Origin of the sequence: Pseudomonas sp. X4 (genome assembly GCF_040784925.1) — a bacterium.
GTDB classification, from domain to species: Bacteria; Pseudomonadota; Gammaproteobacteria; order Pseudomonadales; family Pseudomonadaceae; genus Aquipseudomonas; species Aquipseudomonas putida_Z.
Genome location: NZ_CP160798.1, coordinates 3,319,974 through 3,337,722, shown reverse-complemented (window position 1 = coordinate 3,337,722; position 17,749 = coordinate 3,319,974). Strand labels below are relative to the sequence as shown.

General features: G+C 63.8%; 14 protein-coding genes and 1 riboswitch. Of the genes, 4 read left to right on the top strand and 10 right to left on the bottom strand.

All coding sequences use genetic code 11. From position 1 onward, the window contains the following. Nucleotides 1-175: 175 nt before the first annotated feature. From ABX298_RS14820 to ABX298_RS14795, 6 genes are all read right to left on the bottom strand, one after another. On the bottom strand, nucleotides 176-868 hold the full coding sequence (locus tag ABX298_RS14820) for a sensor histidine kinase KdpD (protein WP_025337711.1): 693 nt from the start codon (nucleotides 866-868) through the stop codon (nucleotides 176-178). Then, entirely contained in the window at nucleotides 865-2,472 is a 1,608-nt protein-coding gene (locus ABX298_RS14815; RefSeq protein WP_367393294.1) for a response regulator, read from the bottom strand. The genes ABX298_RS14820 and ABX298_RS14815 overlap by 4 nt, the downstream gene beginning before the upstream one ends. A gap of 158 nt (nucleotides 2,473-2,630) precedes the next feature. After that, nucleotides 2,631-5,348 (bottom strand): LuxR C-terminal-related transcriptional regulator, encoded by a 2,718-nt coding sequence (locus tag ABX298_RS14810; RefSeq protein WP_367393293.1) that lies wholly within the window; start codon nucleotides 5,346-5,348, stop codon nucleotides 2,631-2,633. Between the two features lie 338 nt (nucleotides 5,349-5,686). Then, nucleotides 5,687-7,051, bottom strand: a complete 1,365-nt coding sequence (locus tag ABX298_RS14805) for a DUF1329 domain-containing protein (RefSeq protein ID WP_075043774.1) — start codon at nucleotides 7,049-7,051, stop codon at nucleotides 5,687-5,689. Between the two features lie 25 nt (nucleotides 7,052-7,076). Further along, a complete protein-coding gene (locus ABX298_RS14800; protein WP_075043773.1) occupies nucleotides 7,077-8,948 on the bottom strand; it encodes a DUF1302 domain-containing protein in 1,872 nt (623 codons plus the stop codon). 332 nt (nucleotides 8,949-9,280) lie between these two features. Continuing rightward, on the bottom strand, nucleotides 9,281-10,963 hold the full coding sequence (locus ABX298_RS14795; RefSeq protein WP_075043772.1) for a fatty acid--CoA ligase: 1,683 nt from the start codon (nucleotides 10,961-10,963) through the stop codon (nucleotides 9,281-9,283). A 312-nt stretch (nucleotides 10,964-11,275) separates the two neighbouring features. Here ABX298_RS14795 and ABX298_RS14790 point away from each other — a divergent pair, with 312 nt between their 5' ends. From ABX298_RS14790 to ABX298_RS14780, 3 genes are all read left to right on the top strand, one after another. Beyond that, a complete protein-coding gene (locus tag ABX298_RS14790; protein WP_317408960.1) occupies nucleotides 11,276-12,241 on the top strand; it encodes a 2-hydroxyacid dehydrogenase in 966 nt (321 codons plus the stop codon). A 54-nt stretch (nucleotides 12,242-12,295) separates the two neighbouring features. Next, nucleotides 12,296-13,294: a class I SAM-dependent methyltransferase gene (locus tag ABX298_RS14785; RefSeq protein ID WP_286101037.1), complete on the top strand. Its 999-nt coding sequence runs from the start codon at nucleotides 12,296-12,298 to the stop codon at nucleotides 13,292-13,294. Nucleotides 13,295-13,333: 39 nt separating this feature from the next. Further along, nucleotides 13,334-13,473: riboswitch (yybP-ykoY riboswitch) on the top strand. Nucleotides 13,474-13,561: 88 nt separating this feature from the next. After that, the gene (locus ABX298_RS14780; RefSeq protein WP_013970934.1) at nucleotides 13,562-14,146 is read left to right on the top strand and encodes a TMEM165/GDT1 family protein; all 585 of its coding nucleotides are present in this window, start codon (nucleotides 13,562-13,564) and stop codon (nucleotides 14,144-14,146) included. A gap of 138 nt (nucleotides 14,147-14,284) precedes the next feature. On the opposite strand, the gene ABX298_RS14775 is transcribed toward ABX298_RS14780, so the two are convergent. From ABX298_RS14775 to ABX298_RS14760, 4 genes are all read right to left on the bottom strand, one after another. Then, nucleotides 14,285-15,100 carry a M48 family metallopeptidase gene (locus tag ABX298_RS14775; protein WP_025337703.1) on the bottom strand — a complete coding sequence of 272 codons (816 nt, stop codon included), beginning with the start codon at nucleotides 15,098-15,100 and terminating at the stop codon, nucleotides 14,285-14,287. 179 nt (nucleotides 15,101-15,279) lie between these two features. Beyond that, complete coding sequence (locus ABX298_RS14770; protein WP_286101036.1) at nucleotides 15,280-15,900, bottom strand: SOS response-associated peptidase; 621 nt, start codon at nucleotides 15,898-15,900, stop codon at nucleotides 15,280-15,282. 15 nt (nucleotides 15,901-15,915) lie between these two features. Beyond that, entirely contained in the window at nucleotides 15,916-16,176 is a 261-nt protein-coding gene (locus ABX298_RS14765) for a DUF2007 domain-containing protein (protein WP_025337701.1), read from the bottom strand. Next, on the bottom strand, nucleotides 16,176-16,358 hold the full coding sequence (locus ABX298_RS14760; RefSeq protein WP_012270508.1) for a CPXCG motif-containing cysteine-rich protein: 183 nt from the start codon (nucleotides 16,356-16,358) through the stop codon (nucleotides 16,176-16,178). Before ABX298_RS14760 ends, ABX298_RS14765 begins: the two co-directional genes overlap by 1 nt. A gap of 125 nt (nucleotides 16,359-16,483) precedes the next feature. Here ABX298_RS14760 and ABX298_RS14755 point away from each other — a divergent pair, with 125 nt between their 5' ends. Then, nucleotides 16,484-17,650 carry a 1-acyl-sn-glycerol-3-phosphate acyltransferase gene (locus ABX298_RS14755; protein ID WP_025337700.1) on the top strand — a complete coding sequence of 389 codons (1,167 nt, stop codon included), beginning with the start codon at nucleotides 16,484-16,486 and terminating at the stop codon, nucleotides 17,648-17,650. Nucleotides 17,651-17,749: the final 99 nt, after the last annotated feature.

Below are 17,749 nucleotides of genomic sequence, written 5' to 3'. Positions count from 1 at the left end.
GATACATAGTAGAAACCCTCCAAATGATTGCAAGCGAAATGTAGAGACGTCGTATCTACACTGTCATTTGCCCGGTATGGACAAAAGCCCTGCAACCTCAAGAAGGAAATGCCCTACATCAACTTGGGAACCTACTTTCCACCTGCAAAAATTTGAAACGCAATCCTTGTCAGTTTCAAGGCAAGAACAACCTGAACAACCCACCCCCAAGCGCCCCGCCATTGGAGATCTCGATCCGCCCGCGCACCCCGCCGCTTTCATGCAGTGCCGCGATCCGCGCGGCAAAATACAGGCCCAGGCCGGTACTGCCGCTGGTCGAGTCGATACCCTGGATGAATTCTTCCTGGCGTTCGAGCATGCGCTGTGGATAACCCGGGCCGTCATCGTTGACGCAGATGGCCAACTGGTTGTCTGCCTCTTCGATGGTGATCAGCAAGGCATGCGCGGCAAAGCGGGTGGCGTTGGTGATCACGTTGGCGATCACCGAGGCCACCAGCTCGCGGTCGAAGAAGCCCAGCGGGTTGTCGGTGTCGATGCGCCAGGTGGCAAGGATGTCCTTGTGCTTGAGCACTTCCTCGTGCGCAGCCAGCTGGGCTTCGATGAAATCGTCCAGTTCGTGGTAGTCCGGGCACACCGGCAACTGGTTCACGCCCAGTTTGTACAACCCCAGCAACTGCACCAGCATGCCGTTGAGATGGCGAAACTCATGCTCCATCACCCCCTGCTCGGCACCACCGCGCAGTTCCTCGGGCAAGCGCTGCATCCACTGGTTGTGGGACTGGATCAACGCCGACAGGGAATTCTTCAGGTCGTGCACGGTGGAGGCGATCACCGTGGAAAAATCCAGCCCCTGGTTGTCTTGATTCATGCGCCGAACACTCGGATGTGCAGTTTGCGATAGCGGTCGTAGCGGTTGTCGCTGGCGGGGATGCCGGCCACGCTGGTCAGGGCGTCGCGGCACTCCTGCATGATCGCGGGCTGAGGGCTGTCTCCGCCGATGCGCAGCAGCGCCTGAGCAGTGTTGAGGGCGATGCTGATGTTCTTCGGCTGCAAACCCAGCGCCTTGCGGAACAGCTGCAACGCCTCGCCGAGCTGCCCCCCCTGGTAGCTGCGCACACCCTGGCGATTGAGGGTGACCGCTTCGGTAATGGCGTTGAGCACGCTGGGGTCATCCGTCAGCTTGCCGACCCTCTCCATGACCTTGGGGTCGTCGCCATAACTTTCCACACAGCTCCTCAGCACGCCGATGGCGGCGGCTTCCTGCCCCATGGCCTGCAACTGCGCGGCAACGGTCAGGGCCGAATCGACCGAGAAGAACTGGTTCATCTTGTCCAGGCGCTGGATCGCCTGTTCGGTAAGCTTGGCAGCCGTTTCAGGGTCGCCGGCCTGCTGCAGGCTGGCGGCCTTCATCATGCGGGCACGCACCTGCAGGCCCTGGTCCTCGGGGTTTTCCTTGGCTACTTCGCTGAGCGTGCTGTTGATCTCGACCCGGGTGCGCGCATCCAGGCCAAAGCCGGCATTCCTGCTCATCAGCGCCTGCACCAGGCCCAGGTTGTTCTCGGGGTCCTTGTAGCGTGAGCTCTGGCCCTGGTTCACCGCATGGCGGAACGCTTTCGAGGCACTCTCGAAGTCTTCGTTTTCCAACGCCAGCTTGCCCAGCGTCGACTGCCGGCGCACCGACAGCGGCGACAGGCGCACGGCTTCTTCAAGCATGTTCTGCGCACGCCTGGTTTCGCCTTGGGCCACCAGCACCTCGGCCATGCCATCGTACAGGCCTGGCATGATCGGGAAGGCCTTGAGCGCCTGCTCGTACACGCCCTGGGCCTGCTCATTCTGGCCGCGCTTGTGCATAAGGCTGCCCAACGCCGAGTACACCCACGGCTGCGGGCGGCTGGCCAGAATGGCCTTGAGGAACTTCTCCAGCTCCTCGAAACGGTTGAGGTTGCGCAAGGCATCGGCCCGATAGCGCAGGCACAGCGGGGCCAGGCGTGGGTCGCGCTTGCACAGCTCGGCGCAGGCCGCCAGCACTTCGGCCGGGCGATTGCGGTCCAGGGCCTGCAGGATCGGCTTGAGCAGGGTCTTGCGCTGGTACAGCTTCTCCACGCGCTGGGCCAGGCCAACCCGGTTGAACGGCTTGGTCAGGTAGGCATCAGGCTCGTGCTCGATGGCGCTGAGGACAATGGCCTGGCTGCTCTCGGCCGTGACCATGATGAATATGCACTCATGGCTGATGTGCTTGTCGAGGATCAGGTCTTCGAGCACCTGCTGGCCGTTCTTCTTGCCGTCGCCCAGGTGGAAGTCCTGCAGGATGACGTCATAGCGCTTTTGCGCGCACATGCGCAGCGCCTGCTCGCCGCTGTCGGCGGTGTCCACGTCTCGTACGCCCAGCTCGCGCAGCATGGAACGGGTCGACGTGCGAAAGTCGGTAAAGTCGTCGACGATCAGAAAGCTCTTTTGCCCGTACTGCAGCATCAACACGACCTGCCTTGGAATGATTGAAAAATCGCGCGAGGCGATGCCACCGATAGCTGTATCGGCAGCTGGTCGGGAAAGATGAGGGTAGAGCGTTGGCGGCCACGAACGATGGCCTGGCGCCATCACTTTAGCGAACAAGACTCTGCTGGGCTATTTCACGCCAGCATTCCCAGGGACTTGGCCTTGGCCACCGCCTGGGTACGCCGCTCCACCCCCAGCTTGCTGTTGATATGGCTGGCGTGGGTTTTCACCGTGTGCAGGGAAATGAACAGCCGCTCGCTGATCTGCTGGTTGGAACAGCCTTGGGCAATCAGCTCGAGCACGGCCAGCTCGCGGCTACTCAGGGCTTCGCCGCTGCCGGCGCTGACGCTCGGCAGCGGTGGCAGGCGCTTGAGCAGCTCGCCCTGCACCGAGCAGGCGGCAACTGCCTGCAGCTGTTCGAGAAGCCACTGCGGGTGCTGCTCCAGCAAAGGCTGGAACGGTTGCAGCACGCCGCCTTGGGCTGCCTCCAGCAACCGTGGCAACAACTGGGCGGCCTGCTCTTCCCGGCCTTCGCCCAGCAACAAGCCAAGCCACTGGCACAGGGCACTGACGCTGAGCATCATGCCGCCACTGGCCTGGCCGCGCTCGACCAGGCTCGCCAGGCGTTGCGCCGCGTCATCGCTACGCGACTGGATACGTTCGAGCGATGCCTGCTGCAAGGCGATGTGCAACGGCAGCAACGGGTGGAACTCCGGGGCCGCCGCCGGTTGCTCGCCGCCATAGGTCTGGCCCAGGCGCAGCAGCCAGGACTCGGCCAGGTCGATGCGCCCCTGCGCCAGCCACAACTCGCATTTGACCAGGGTGATCATGGCCAGGTAGTAGACCGGCGGCACATCCCAGATGTGCATCAGCCGCTCGGCCTCGGCCAGTTCGGCAAAAGCCTCGGCAAAGTGCCCTTCCCGGCCATCGAGCGTAGCGATCACGCAGTGGCCGATGAGCACGCTGATATCGCGGCAGGCCCGCGCCTCACCCAGCCCCGCACGCAAGCGGGCACGGCCCTGGGACGGCTGCAGGCGCGATACCAGCAGGTAGCCTTCGTAAAGCGTCAGGCGGGCGCGCACGGCATACAGCCGCTGTGCCGACAGCCCTTGCAGGCGTTGCAGCCCCTCGCGCACTTCGTCCAGTGCGCGCAACACCTCGCCACGGGCATGCAGCACCCGCGCCCGGTCGTAATGGGCCAGGGCCTCGAACAATGGGTTGCCAACGCGCTGGGCCAGCTCCAGGGCCTCACGGTTCCAGCCGCGGGCCCGCCAGAAATCGCCATCGGCAATCGCCAGGTTGGACAGCGTCGACAGGCACACCAGGCGTTGGCCATAACGCTTGCTCGGCAGGCTCTGCAGCGCTTCGCCGCAATAGGCCAGGGTGCGCTCGCGGTCGCCACGGCCACGGGCGATCACACCACTCAGCGCCAGCCACTGGGCCAGCATGGACTTTTGCGCGGTCGCCGAGGGCGCGGGCAGGAAGCGGCTGAGATAACCCGCCAGCTCCTCGGCCGCGTCCAGCTGGCACGCCAGGCCCAACGCCCAGCTGTACAGCACGATCAGCCGCGGCGTGCTGATCAGCAGGCTGTCGGGCAGGTCCATCTTCCAGCGCAGCAACATGCCGACGTTCTGTTCGGCCAGCAGTTGCTCCTCGGACAGGCTCTGCACCAGGTCGGCGGCGACATCGAGGTGACCGGCCCGCAGCGCCTGCTCCACCGCTTCGTCCAGCAGGCCCTGGCTTTCGAACCAGCGGCAGGCACGCAACTGCAGGCCGGCCAGCGGCTCGCTGGCCTGGCGGCTGCGCAGCAGGTCGGAGAACAGGTGGTGATAGCGGAACCAGTGGCCATGCTCGTCCAGCGGCACCAGGAACACCTGGTGCGCCTGCAAGAAGCGCAGGATCGCGGCGCTGTCGTGGCGGCCGCGCACGGCATCGCACAACGGGGCGCAGAAACGCTCCTGGCATGCCGTTTCGTACAGGAAGGCCTGCACATCGGCGGGCAGCATGTCGATGACTTCTTCCAGCAGATAGTCGCGGATCAAGCCCTCACCACCATGCAAGGCCTGTGGCAAGGCCTGCTCGTCAGCGGACTCGCTGGCCGCCAGTTGCCAGAAACGCAACCCGGCCACCCAACCGTCGCTGCGCTGGATCAGGTTGTCCAGGGCCTGGCCACGCAGCCCGGTGGGTTGGCGACCGATCACCGCCAGCGACTCTTCGGCGGTAAGGCGCAAGTCCTGTTCGTTAAGCTCGACCAGTTGCCGCGACAGGCGCAGGCGCGCCAGGTGCCAGTCCGGGCGCTGGCGGCTGGTGACCAGCAGCACCAGGCCGGGGGGCAGGTGATTGAGGAAGAACTGCAGGCAGCGGTCGAGCACCGGCCCCTGGGCCAGGTGATAGTCGTCCAGCACCAGCAACAAGGGCGTATCGGCTTGCAGGTACAGCGCCAGCTCGTCGAGCAGGCCGTCGAGCCATTCCTCGAAGGCGAACGGCTGGTGGCGTTGGCGCATTTTCAGCAGGCCCATGGCCTGGCCGCCCAGCGCCGGACAGTATTGCTGCAGGCCTTCGAGCAGGCGTTCGAGGAAGCGGCCAGGGTCGGCATCCCGTTGGCTCAGGCCCAGCCACAGGCTACGCCAGTGCTCGGGCAGCGCTTCGCAAAATTCGATGGCCAGGGAGCTTTTGCCGAACCCCGCCGGGGCATTGACCAGCAACAGCCGCCCGCCGAGGCCGGCTTGCAGCCGCTGGCACAGGCGCAGGCGCGGCACATGGCCGTCCGGCAAGGGCGGCCGGAAGAAACGCCCGTCCAGCAGGCCCAGGGCCTGGCTGGCGAATCCATGCGTACGGGACAGATCTGTCATGGCCGGCTCGTTCTGATTGGAAGACTACGGCGGTATGGATGCTTGCGAGACTAGCGGGTAACGCTGCGCATTTGAAGATGATGGGCGCAATTCCCCTGGAAAAGACTGCGACAAAAAGCAACATGGCTGATGGACAGGGGCTGGGGCGGGGGTTTGGGGAGGTATTCACCAGCTTTATTGCTGTACCGGCCTCTTCGCGGGTGAACCCGCTCCTACAGGGATTGCACAGGTTTCAAGTCCAGTGCAGTACCTGTGGGAGCGGGTTCACCCGCGAAGAGGCCGGTACAGGAAAATGAAACGCCCCGGTCAAGCCGGGGCGCTCCGAGGTTGCGCGATACTTAGCGAATACCCGACTGGCGCAGTGCCGCTGGCTGGAAGTCCGCCTTGCTGGCGCTGAAGCCGAAGTCGTAGGCGCGCTTCTCTTCGTTCTTCATGCCCAGGGCCAGGTAACGGCCCGACTGCAGGTCGTAGATAGTCTCCAGGGTGTACCACGGCACTTCCACGTTGTAGTACGGCTGGGCATGTGCCTCGGACACGCGCCACAGCTGGCCACGGCCGTCGTACTGGTCGATCACCGCAGCCTGCCAGGTGTCCTCGTCGATGTAGAAGTCACGCTTGGCATAGATGTGCCGCTGGCCTGGCTTGAGGGTCGCAACCACGTGCCATACGCGGCGCAGCTCGTAACGGGAAAGGTCCTGGTTGATGTGCCCGGCCTTGATGATGTCGGTGTACTTGAGCTTGGGGTCGTCGAGCTTGAAGGCGTTGGACGCGATGTACATCTCCTTCTTGCCTTCCAGCTTCCAGTCATAGCGGTCCGGCGCACCGTTGAACATGTCCAGGTTGTCCGAGGTACGCAAACCGTCGGCGGCGGTACCGGGGCCGTCGTACGACACTTGCGGTGCCTGGCGCACGCGGCGTTGGCCTGCGTTGTAGATCCACGCCTTGCGCGGCTCCTTCACCTGGTCGAGGGTTTCGTGCACCAGCAGCACGGTACCGGCCAGGCGCGCGGGCGCGGTCACCTCCTGCTTGAAGTAGAACAGGATGTTGCCCGGGTTGTTCGGGTCGTAATCTTTCATCTTGTCGCGGAAGACGAACTGGTCAGAGAAGTACACAGGGTTGAAGGAGCCGTTCTGCTGCGGCGTGGCCTGGGTCACCAGGCGGCTGACGCTGCCACCCCGGTAGCGGGTGATGTGGTTCCAGATCACCTCCAGGCCGCTTTTGGGGATCGGGAACGGAACAGCCGTGCGGAAATTGCTCAGGCCGTTGCCGCCTTCGACCAGGGTGGTCTTGGTGGCGTTCTCCTTGATGGCGGCGAACACATCGGCCGGCACCGTGGAACCGCGATGGGTCTTGAATACCGGGATCTTGAAGGTGTCCGGGTAGCGCTTGAGCATGGCCAGCTGGCCCGGCGAGAGCTTGTCCTTGTACTGGTCGGCGTTCTGCGCGGTGATGGTGAACAGCGGCTTGTCGCTGCCGTACGGGTCGGACAGGAAGCCCTTGCCGTCGGCACTGCCCGCGCTCTTCGACAGCGGCTCCCACGGGCCGATCGAGCCATCGGCGTTGCCGGCCTTTTCGGCACCCATCGGGGTCAGGGTACTGCCCAGCTTGGCCGCCTCGTCGGCGGATACTGCAGCCATGACGCTGGTCGCCAGCAGGGACAGGCCCAGCACACCGGCTTGCAGCAGACTTCTGGTCTTGTTCATGTCGTGTCGTCCTGGATCTGTATGCTTAGAAGTTCACGCCGAAGCTGAGGGCGACGAAGTCGCGGTCATCCACGGTGGTGTACTTGCCGTCGAAGAAATTGGTGTACGACAGGCTTGCCGTGTAGGTGTTCTGGTACTCGGCGTCCAGGCCCAGGCTGACGGCCTTGCGGCCCTCCTCGAAGTTGGCGCCTGGGCCAGGCGAATAGCCGGAAACGTCATGCGACCAAGCCACGCTGGGTTTCAGGTTGACCCCGGCGAAGACGTCGTTGTAGTCCCAGATTGCGCGAGCGCGGTAACCCCACGAGGTAGTGGTGGTGAAACCATCGTTTTCGCAGTTGCGCGACAAGTTGGCGGTGGAGCTACCGAGGCCAGAGCCGTCAATGGTGGTCTGGTTGAGCGCGGTACACATGCCATTAGGCAGCTCGCCAGGGCCGAAGACTGGGTCGCGGCCGTACCGTGCCTTACTGGTACTCTCCAACCCACCGACGTGGGTAACACCGACTTCACCAACCACTGTGAGGCGACTGGCACCCATGATCTGGTCGAAGAAGTGAGTGAAGGTCGTCTGGAACTGTGTGATTTCCTTGCGGCGGTAGCCATGCAGGTCCTGCCCCGCCGTGCCCTTGAGCACGGACGCATCATTGAACCCGGGCAGTGGTGTGACACCAGCGAACAGAATATCGGTAGAGTTCAGCTGCACCGGCGCGTTGGGGCGATAGCTGAGTTCACCGCTCCAGGCGGTACCGGTAGGCAGCGTGGTGGAGAAGCTCAAGCCGTACAGGCGGATGTCTTCTGGATACTCGACGAAGTACTGCGAGTTACCCGCGACAATCAGTGGACGCAAACGCGCCGGCAGCGCGGCGACCCCGTCGAACACCGCCTGCGAAGCGCCTGTGGCACTGAAGATCGGTGCTCGGCTGTGGTAGTTCATGAAATACGCGCCGAATTCGGTGTCCAGCGGCTCGAACATATAGCGGAACGCAACGCCGAACTGTCCGCTATCCCGCGCATCACGGTCGGCGCCACGGCGCACCAGCACACCCTCATCGTTGTAGTTGACGCCAGTGGCGGCGAGCAGCCCTTGCACGGGAGGTGGTAGTTGCCCCAGGGTTCGGCCGCTAGACAACACGCGCAGGTTGTCGGTACAGCCGTCGGCAATGATGTCCGGCTGGGAGAAGAAGGTGCCGCAGTTGTCGACGACCGTCTGGTCCCATTCGATCTGGTAGAAGGCCTCGGCCGACAGGTTGTCGGTCAGGCTCTGCGAAACGTAGAACATGTTGACCGGGATCAGGCCTTCCTTGATCTCGGCCCCCGGGCGGCGGAATGCCGACACGTCGATCGGGTTGATCGAGTTGATGCCGCCACCGATGAAGGTACTTTCACCCCAGCTCACCACCTGCTTGCCCAGGCGCACCGAGCCCGGCTGATCGCCGATGGAGTAGTTGTGGTAGACGAATGCGTCGAGCAGCTCGGCACCGGACGATTTGGCGCCTTCCTTGCGGTTGGAGTCGCTGATGTCCTTGAACTCGCGGCCTTCGTCCTTCAGTTCGAAGTCGTACCAGTACTTGCCGCGGACGAACACGCCGGTGTCGCCGTACTTGAGCTCCAGGTCATGGATGCCCTTGAAGATCTTGGAGAAGGTTTCGCCCTTCTTGAAGTTCAGGTGGCCATCGTCGGATGTCTGCGACAGGCCCTTGCCGCCGTTGTTCACCCCGATCAGGTTCTTGTTGGGGTTGGCCGTCGACCAGCTGGCGCCGATGGAGAGCGACGAGTCGAACTGGCCTTCGATTTCACCAATGTTGAAACTGACAGCGAAAGCAGGACTTGCGAGCGTGGAAGCAAGGCTGACAGCCAGGGGCAGCTTGGCCCGGCGCCAGAACAGGTTTGCAGATTTCATCGACGCTACTCCATGTACTTTTTTTGTTATGGCAGTGAGTCCTTTCAAGAACGGCCCGAGCGACCGGTTTGCAGGCTTGCGCCCGCGGCGACACGGCTTGCGCATGTCGCCTTCCCCCATTCCTGAAAATCCCCTGGCCCCGACTATAGCCAGCAAGGCACAGGCGCTTGATCCCTCTAAAGTGTGATTTGCGCTCCGTGCGGCCAACTCGCTGCCATGTTGCCCCGGCTGCGCGCTGGCAGTGCTAAAGGATGGCGTATTTCTGCCGTTTGGCAAGGCTCCACCCCTCTAGCATGCGGGTCGCGTGCTGCGGTACGCGACCCGCATGGCGGTTACAGCGTGGAGAGGAACGCGCTGTTGCTGGCCTGCCACTGGACGATGTCCTGGCGGATGCGTTTCTTGTCGAGCTTGCCGACACTGGTCTTGGGAATTTCAGTAACAACGGCGATCTGGCTTGGAATCGCCCACTTGTTGATGTGCCCTTGCTCGACAAAGGGCTTGAGGTGTTCCTTCAGCGCCTTGGCGTCGATGCCCTGGCCTTCGCGCACCACCAGCAGGGCAAACGGGCGTTCGCCCCACTGCGGGTCGGCCACCCCTACCACCGCCACTTCGCGCACGGCCGGGTGACGGCTGATCAGGTCTTCGAGGTCGAGCGAGGAAATCCATTCGCCACCGGTCTTGATCACATCCTTGATGCGGTCGCGGATGTCGATGTAGCCCATGCCGTCGAGCGTGGCGACATCGCCGGTGTGCAACCAGCCACCCTGCCACAGCTCTTCGCTCTTCTCCGCCTCCTTGAAGTAGCCCATGGTCAGCCACGGCGCCCGTAGCACCAGCTCGCCCTGGGTTTCACCATCGGCAGGCAGGAAGTTGCCGTCGCCGTCGACGATGGCCGCCTCGACCAGCGGCACCGGCACGCCGGCCTTGATGCGGTAGGTGACGCGCTCATCCTCGCTGCCGGCCTGCAGTTCGTCGTTCAGGTGGGCGGCGGAAATCAGCGGGCAGGTCTCGGACATGCCATACGCGGCGGTCAGCTGGATGCCACGTGCCAGGGCGGCCTGGTACAACGAGCGGTTGAGTGCGCTGCCGCCGATGATGATCTTCCAGCCGCCGAAGTCCTGACCTTGGGAGGTCGGGCAGTTGAGCAGCATCTGCAGGATGGTCGGCACACAATGGGAGAAGGTGACCTTCTCTTCGCGCCACAGCTTGACCAGCATGTCCGGCTCGTAGCGCCCCGGATACACCTGCTTCATGCCGAGCATGGTGGCGGCGTAGGGAATGCCCCAGGCGTGCACATGGAACATCGGCGTGATGGGCATGTACACGTCGTTGCTACCCAGCAGGCGCACGCTGTCGATGCTGCCGGTCACCGAAGCTTCGGCCAGGGTATGCAACACCAGCTGCCGGTGAGTGAAGTACACCCCCTTGGGGTTGCCGGTGGTGCCGGTGGTGTAGAAGGTAGTGGCCACCGAGTTCTCGTCGAAGTCCGGGAAGTCGTAGCGCGGGCTGGCAGCGGCCAGCAGTTGCTCGTACTCGCCCACCAGGTTGGGCAGCTCGGCTGTCTTGTCCGGGCCGTCGGTCAGCAGCACGGTCTTGTCGACGGTGGTCAGTTGCCCCGCGATGGCCTGGTACAGGCCGACGAAGTCGCTGTTGACCAGCACCACGCGGTCTTCGGCGTGGTTCATGGTGTAGAGAATCTGCTCGGGCGACAGGCGCACGTTGATCGTGTGCACCACCGCGCCGATCATCGGGATGGCGAACATGCATTCCAGGTAGCGGTGGCTGTCCCAGTCCATCACTGCCACGGTGTCACCGGCTTTTACCCCGGCTTCGGTCAGAACGTTGGCCAGGCGCGCGATACGCTCGTTGAGTTGTGGGTAGGTCAGCCGCAACTGGTCGCGGTAGACGATTTCGCGGGTCTTTTCATAGCGGCTGCCAGACATCAGCAGGCGCTTGATCAGCAGGGGGTAGGCGTAGGCGCCCTCGGCGGGCTTGATGATGCGGGTCTGCAACATGGGTATCCCTTTTCTGAAAAGCGGGCCGGACAAGTCTGGGAACTACTGTAGTTCGCCAATGTGACGGCTAAATCAGCCGAAGGAATGATTTGCATGATGAAGGTATGAGTGGCGGGCGTTGACGGGCGGCAAGGTTGAACTAGACACTGCGGCGGCAGCTTCAGGTCATGTGGTGAAGCTGATGGCCTATTCGCGGGTAAACCCGCTCCCACAGGTATTGCACCATTGCAAAGGCTGGTGCAGTACCTGTGGGAGCGGGTTTACCCGCGAATGGCCGCGACACCGAAATCCCGCCCAGCCTCGGAGAACTTCATGCCCAGCCCGCGTCGCGCCGTGTTTCTCGATCACCAGTCCCTGGACCTGGGCGATCTCGACCTCTCGCCCCTGAAGCAGCAGTTCGAAGAGTTCGAACTGTTCGCCGCCACCCGCCCGGAGCAGGTCGCCGAACGCCTGCAGGGCGCGGTGGCAGTAGTCAGCAACAAGGTCATGCTCGACGCCGCGACCCTGGCCGCCAACCCGCAACTGAAGCTGATCCTGGTGGCCGCCACCGGCACCAACAATGTCGACCTGGCGGCCGCGCGCGCTCAGGGCATCACCGTGTGCAACTGCCAGGGCTATGGCACACCGTCCGTCGCCCAGCACACCCTCGCCCTGCTGCTGGCCCTGGCCACCCGCCTGTGCGACTACAACCAGGCGGTAGCCGACGGCCAGTGGGCCAAGGCCAGCCAGTTCTGCCTGCTGGACTTCCCCATCGTCGAGCTGGAGGGCAAGACCCTTGGCCTGCTCGGCCACGGTGAACTGGGCGGCGCGGTGGCGAGGCTGGCCGAAGCCTTCGGCATGCGCGTACTCAGCGGGCAGATCCCCGGCCGCCCGGAACGCGCCGACCGTTTGCCACTGGACGAGTTGCTGCCGCAAGTCGACGCCCTGACCCTGCACTGCCCGCTGAACGAGCACACCCGACACATGCTCGGGTCCCGCGAGCTGGCCCTGCTCAAGCCCAATGCGCTGGTGGTCAACACCGCCCGCGGCGGCCTGATCGACGAGCAAGCGCTGGCCGACGCCCTGCGCAGTGGCCATCTGGGCGGTGCCGCCACCGACGTGCTGAGCGTGGAACCGCCGGTCAATGGCAACCCGCTGCTCGAACCCGGCATCCCGCGCCTGATCATCACCCCGCACAGCGCCTGGGGCGCGGTGGAATCGCGCCAGCGCATCGTCGGCCAGCTCAGCGAGAACGCCCAGGCCTTCTTCGCCGGGCAGCCACGCCGCGTGGTCAGCTGAGCCCGACGCCCGCCTCTGCTACACTGCGCCACTTTTTTCCAGGAGGCGTCGTCCATGGACCCGCGCAGTGAAGTGTTGCTCCGCCAGGCAGAGCTGTTCCAGGGCCCGCTGCTGCTCGCCGGCGCCCCCGCCGACGGCCTGCTCGGCCAGTTGCCCCAGGCCCGGGCCTGGACCTGGCATGCGGGCGACCAGGCCTTGCTCGAAAGCCGCTTCGCCGGGCGCAGCCACTATGCAGTGGAGCCCCCTGAAGTGGCTTTCGATAGCGCCGTGCTGTTCCTGCCCAAGTCCCGCGAACTGGCCGCCTACCTGCTCAACGCCCTGGCCTCGCGCCTGGCTGGCCGCGAGCTGTACCTGGTCGGCGAGAAACGTGGTGGCATCGAGGGCGCGGCCAAGCAGCTGCAGGCCTTTGGCAAGCCACGCAAGCTCGACAGCGCCCGCCATTGCCAGCTGTGGCAGGTGACCATCGAGCACGCGCCAGAAGCCAAGCCCCTGGAAAGCCTGGCCGAACGCTTCGAGCTCAGCCTGGAAGACGGCCCACTGCAAGTGGTCAGCCTGCCCGGTGTGTTCAGCCATGGCCGCCTCGATCGCGGTACCGCCCTGCTGCTCAAGCACCTCGACGGCCTGCCGAGCGGGCATGTGCTGGACTTCGGCTGCGGTGCCGGGGTGCTGGGCGCCACGGTCAAGCGCCGTTATCCACAAAACCGGGTGACCCTGCTGGACGTGGATGCCTTCGCCGTGGCCGCCAGCCGCCTGACCTTGGCCGCCAATGGTCTGGAAGGCGAAGTGATCAGCGGCGACGGCATCGACGCGGCGCCAACCGAGCTGAGCTTGATCCTGAGCAACCCGCCGTTCCACACCGGGGTGCACACCAACTATCAGGCATCGGAAAACTTGCTGAAAAAATCGGCCCTTCATCTGCGAAAAGGTGGCGAAATGCGCCTGGTTGCCAACAGCTTCCTGCGCTACCAGCCACTGATCGAAGGGGCGCTGGGCAACTGCCAGGTACGCGACGAGGCGGACGGTTTCCGCATCTACCAGGCAACACACGGATAAAAACAGCGCTTGCCGAAAGCGTTTTGCCTAGGCAGAATCCGCACCGTCCTAGGGGAGTAGTCTCCCGCGAGCGCCCAGCTCGCCCGGTACGCGTCAACATACTTGGTCCACAGACCATGGCGCGTGCGACCCACCATGCCAGCCTGCATGGCGAGATCCGCATAGACGGATCCAGGGTTTGACAAGACCTATGACACGCACACCTTACCCGGGGCGGGGAGGCTGTACGTGTCATAGCCGTGTCGACCCGCCCCCGTAGGAATCCTGATGCTGGAATCTCTGTTGGTCCCCACCGCCATCGTTGCCCTCGCCGAAATTGGCGACAAGACGCAACTGCTCGCGCTCATACTCGCTGCCCGCTTCCGCAAGCCCTGGCCGATCATCGCCGGCATCATCGCCGCCACCCTGGCCAACCATGCTGCGGCTGGTGCCGTGGGCGCGTGGGTCGGCAGCTTCTTCAGCGACTCGGCACTGCACTGGATCCTGGCTGCGAGCTTCACCGCCACTGCCCTGTGGACCCTGGTTCCGGACAAGATGGATGACGACGAGAACCCGGCGCGCCGCTTCGGGCCGTTCCTGACCACGCTGATCGCGTTCTTCCTGGCTGAAATCGGTGACAAGACCCAGGTCGCCACGGTGATGCTGGCAGCACAGTATCCGTACCTGATCATGGTCATTATCGGTACCACCCTGGGCATGCTGATTGCCAACGTGCCGGTGGTTTTGGCGGGTAACTTCGCGGCGGACAAACTGCCGCTGACGCTGATCCGTCGCCTGGCGGCCACGGCGTTCTTCGTGCTGGCGATCGTGGCCGTGTACTCGGCGATGAAAGCCAGTGGCTGGGTGGGCTAACTGCTGACGGGGGCCGCTCTGCGGCCCAATCGCCGGCAAGCCAGCTCCCACAGGGTGCTCTATCGGCCTCAAGGACTGTGCAATACCTGTGGGAGCTGGCTTGCCGGCGATTGGGCTGCAAAGCAGCCCCTTACGGTCTTACTTCTTGGCCGCCTGATACAGCGGCATCACCTTCGGAATGGCCGCCTGCAACGAAGCAATGCGGCTCTGGGACGCTGGGTGAGTGCTCATGAACTCAGGCGGTGCGCCTTCGGAAGCCTGGCTCATCTTGTTCCACAGGGTGATCGCGGCATTCGGGTCGTAACCGGCACGCGCCGAGAGTTCCAGGCCGATCAGGTCGGCTTCGTTCTCGTTGGCCCGGCTGTTGGGCAGGGTCATGGCATAGTTCACCACGGTATCGGCCATGGCCATGCTACCCTGGCCGAGGCCAAAGAGGGCACCGGCGCCCTGGCGCGCCATTTCCACGCCATACGCCTTGGACATCGCCTCGCGGCTGTGCTCACGCAGGGCGTGGGCGATCTCGTGGCCCACCACCGCAGCAATTTCCGCATCGGTGAGCTTGAGCTGATCGATCAGCCCGGTGTAGACGATGATCTTGCCGCCAGGGCCGCAGTTGGCGTTGAGCTCGTCGCTCTTGATCACGTTCACTTCCCAGTTCCATTGCGCGGCATCCGGGCGGAACTTGGGGGTCTGGGCGATCAGGCGGTTGGCAATTACCTGCACACGCTTGGCAACAGCGCTGGACTTGTCGAGCACGCCTTTGTTCGATGCTTCACCCAGGGTCTGCTGGTACGACTGGGCGTACATCTGGTTGACCTCATCGGTCGAGAGCATGCTGAACATGTACTGCTGGCGCTCGACGCCGACAGCACCGCCGCTGGTGGTATTCACCGCCTGGCAGCCGGCTAGCAGGATGCCAGCACTCAACAGGCTGACGACAAAAGACTTACGCATGAAAACACTCCCTTTTTACATGCGCCGTATCGTAGGCCGAGTCGCTTGGGGCCGCCATAGCCGCAGGGAAGATTTTCGTCGCCTGTGCCGGCCCCTTCGCGGGTGAACCCGCTCCTACAGGGATAATGCGATCGTTGTAGGAGCGGCTTCAGCCGCGAAGAGGCCGGCACAGCCATACATCAGGCCGGGGTCAGGCACTCCGGCGCATCCAGCTTCGGGTCATTGACGAAATGCGCCAGGGCCCGCTCGCGCAGCGTCGCCGGCGGGCTGGCCAGCAATTCATGCAGACGGGCCAGCGGCGTGTCCGGGTCAAGCCAGGCGGCCTGCCCTGCCTCGTCCAGTATCAGCGGCCGACGCTGGTTCATCGCCGCCTGGGTCACCACCGCACAACTCAGCCAAACCTGGTCCTGCACCGGGTAGGCCTCCCACACGGCGGCGAAGTACAGCGACGCGCCCTCCCCCGGGGTCAGCCAGTACGGGCGCTTGCGCACGCTACCGCGCCATTCGTAAAAGCCGTTGGCCGGCATCAGGCAGCGGCGCTGGCGAAACGCGTCGCGAAACATCGGCTGCTCGGCCAGGGTTTCGGCGCGGGCATGGGCGGGGGTACGGGACAGGTCGGTGAGCCACGCCGGAGTCAGCCCCCAGCGCGCCCTGGTCAGTTGCAGCTGGCCGTCGAGCTGGCGCTGGATCAGCACCGAAGCCCCGGGCGAGATGTTCCATTGGGCGGGCTGGCCAACGGGAAAGCCCGGCAGACTGGCAAGAGCCTGGGGCCAGCGAAACAGGGCGTAACGTCCACACATGGGCGAATTCAGAACCTAGCAGATCAAGGTACCGGGGAAACTCTCCGGTTCGTCACCAACCAGTGGCTGGGCGTCATTGTACGCATCGATCAGCTGCCGTGCGTACTCGGCCTGCTCATCAGCCACGGCAAGCCCCAGCAAACCCTGCATCGGCAGCTCACCGGCGGCACCGACCAGGTCACGACCAACCAGGTGCGCCTCGATCCCCTCGCTGGCGAGCATGCCCGCCAGCATTTCCGCCTCGAGCAGGCTTTCCGGTTCGTAGATGCGCTGCATCAGTCATTCTCACCGAATACATCCAGCATCCACTCCTCGCCATGAACTTGCAGCACGAAGCGGATAGGCTTGCAGCATACCTGGCAGTCCTCAATGTACTCCTGATCGCCACCGGACAGGTCCACCGTGGTTTCGACTTCTTCGCCACAATAAGGGCAATCGTAGATAGCAGTTTCCAGCATCGCGGCCTCCGGGGTGACTTATGCGTATAATTGCCGGTCTGTTTACAGGGCCTGTGTGTGTCCGAGCCGTTTTTCGGAGCCCGTCCCTACCTTATTACCCTAGCCGTTTCCAACAAGAGAGCATGATGGGCGAATTCGATGCCATCCGACCGTACGACGACGCTGAGGTCCCTGCCGTTCTGGCACGCCTGCTCAGCGACCCGGCATTCCTCGATATCCTCACCCACTTCCGCTTCCCGCGTGCGGCCGGTGCTCTCGGCTGGTTGCTCAAACCGCTGATCGCCCGCCGCCTGCGCAAGGAATTCGCCGGTGTCACCTGTGTCTCGACCTTGCAGGACAAAGTCGAGTACTACGTCGACCAGACCATCGACCGCGCCACCGACGGCGTCACCTATTCGGGCGTGGAGCAGCTCAAGGCCGGCACCGCCTACCTGTTCCTGGCCAACCACCGTGACATCGTCATGGACCCGGCCTTCGTCAACTACGCGGTGTACCACGCCGGCCTGCCCACGCCGCGCATCGCCATTGGCGACAACCTGCTGCAAAAGCCGTTTGTCAGCGACATGATGCGCCTGAACAAGAGCTTCATCGTGCACCGCTCGATCAGTGGGCGCCGCGAAAAGCTGGCGGCCTACCAGCTGCTCTCGGCCTACATCAACCATTCGATCCGCAACGACGCCACGTCGATCTGGATCGCCCAGGCCGAAGGCCGGGCCAAGGACGGTGACGACCGCACCGATTCGGCGATCCTCAAGATGTTCCACATGAGCCGCAAGGACGAGCCGTTCGGCGCGGTGATCCAGAGCCTTAACCTGACACCGGTTTCGATCAGCTACGAATATGACCCGTGCGACCAGGCCAAGGCCCGCGAGCTGTACATCCGCGCCACCACCGGCACCTACAAGAAGGCGCCGGGCGAGGACGACAACAGCATCGCCAAGGGCATTACCGGCTACAAGGGCCGGGTGCACATCAACTTTGCCCCGCCGGTGACCGAGTACCACGAGGACACCAAGCAGCTGGCAGTGGAAATCGACCGGCAGATCCTCGGTGGCTACCGGCTGTTCCCGGTGCACTACCTGGCCTATGCGATGTGGGATGGCAAGGATGAGGCGCTGCAGGTGCCGAGCGCCGAGAAGGTGTTCCCGGCTGATGAACTGGCCCGGGCCAAGGAAGAATGGCAACGCCGCCTGGATGCCTGCCCTGAGGAGCAGCGGCCGTACCTGGTGTTGCAGTATGCGACGCCGGTGCGCAACCAATACCAGGTCAGGCAGCAGGCACCGGTTGCCTGAGCAATCCTAGGGCTGCCTTGCAGCCCATCGCCGGCAAGCCAGCTCCCACAGAGACCGCATTTCCCTCAGGCTTGTGTAATCCTGTGGGAGCTGGCTTGC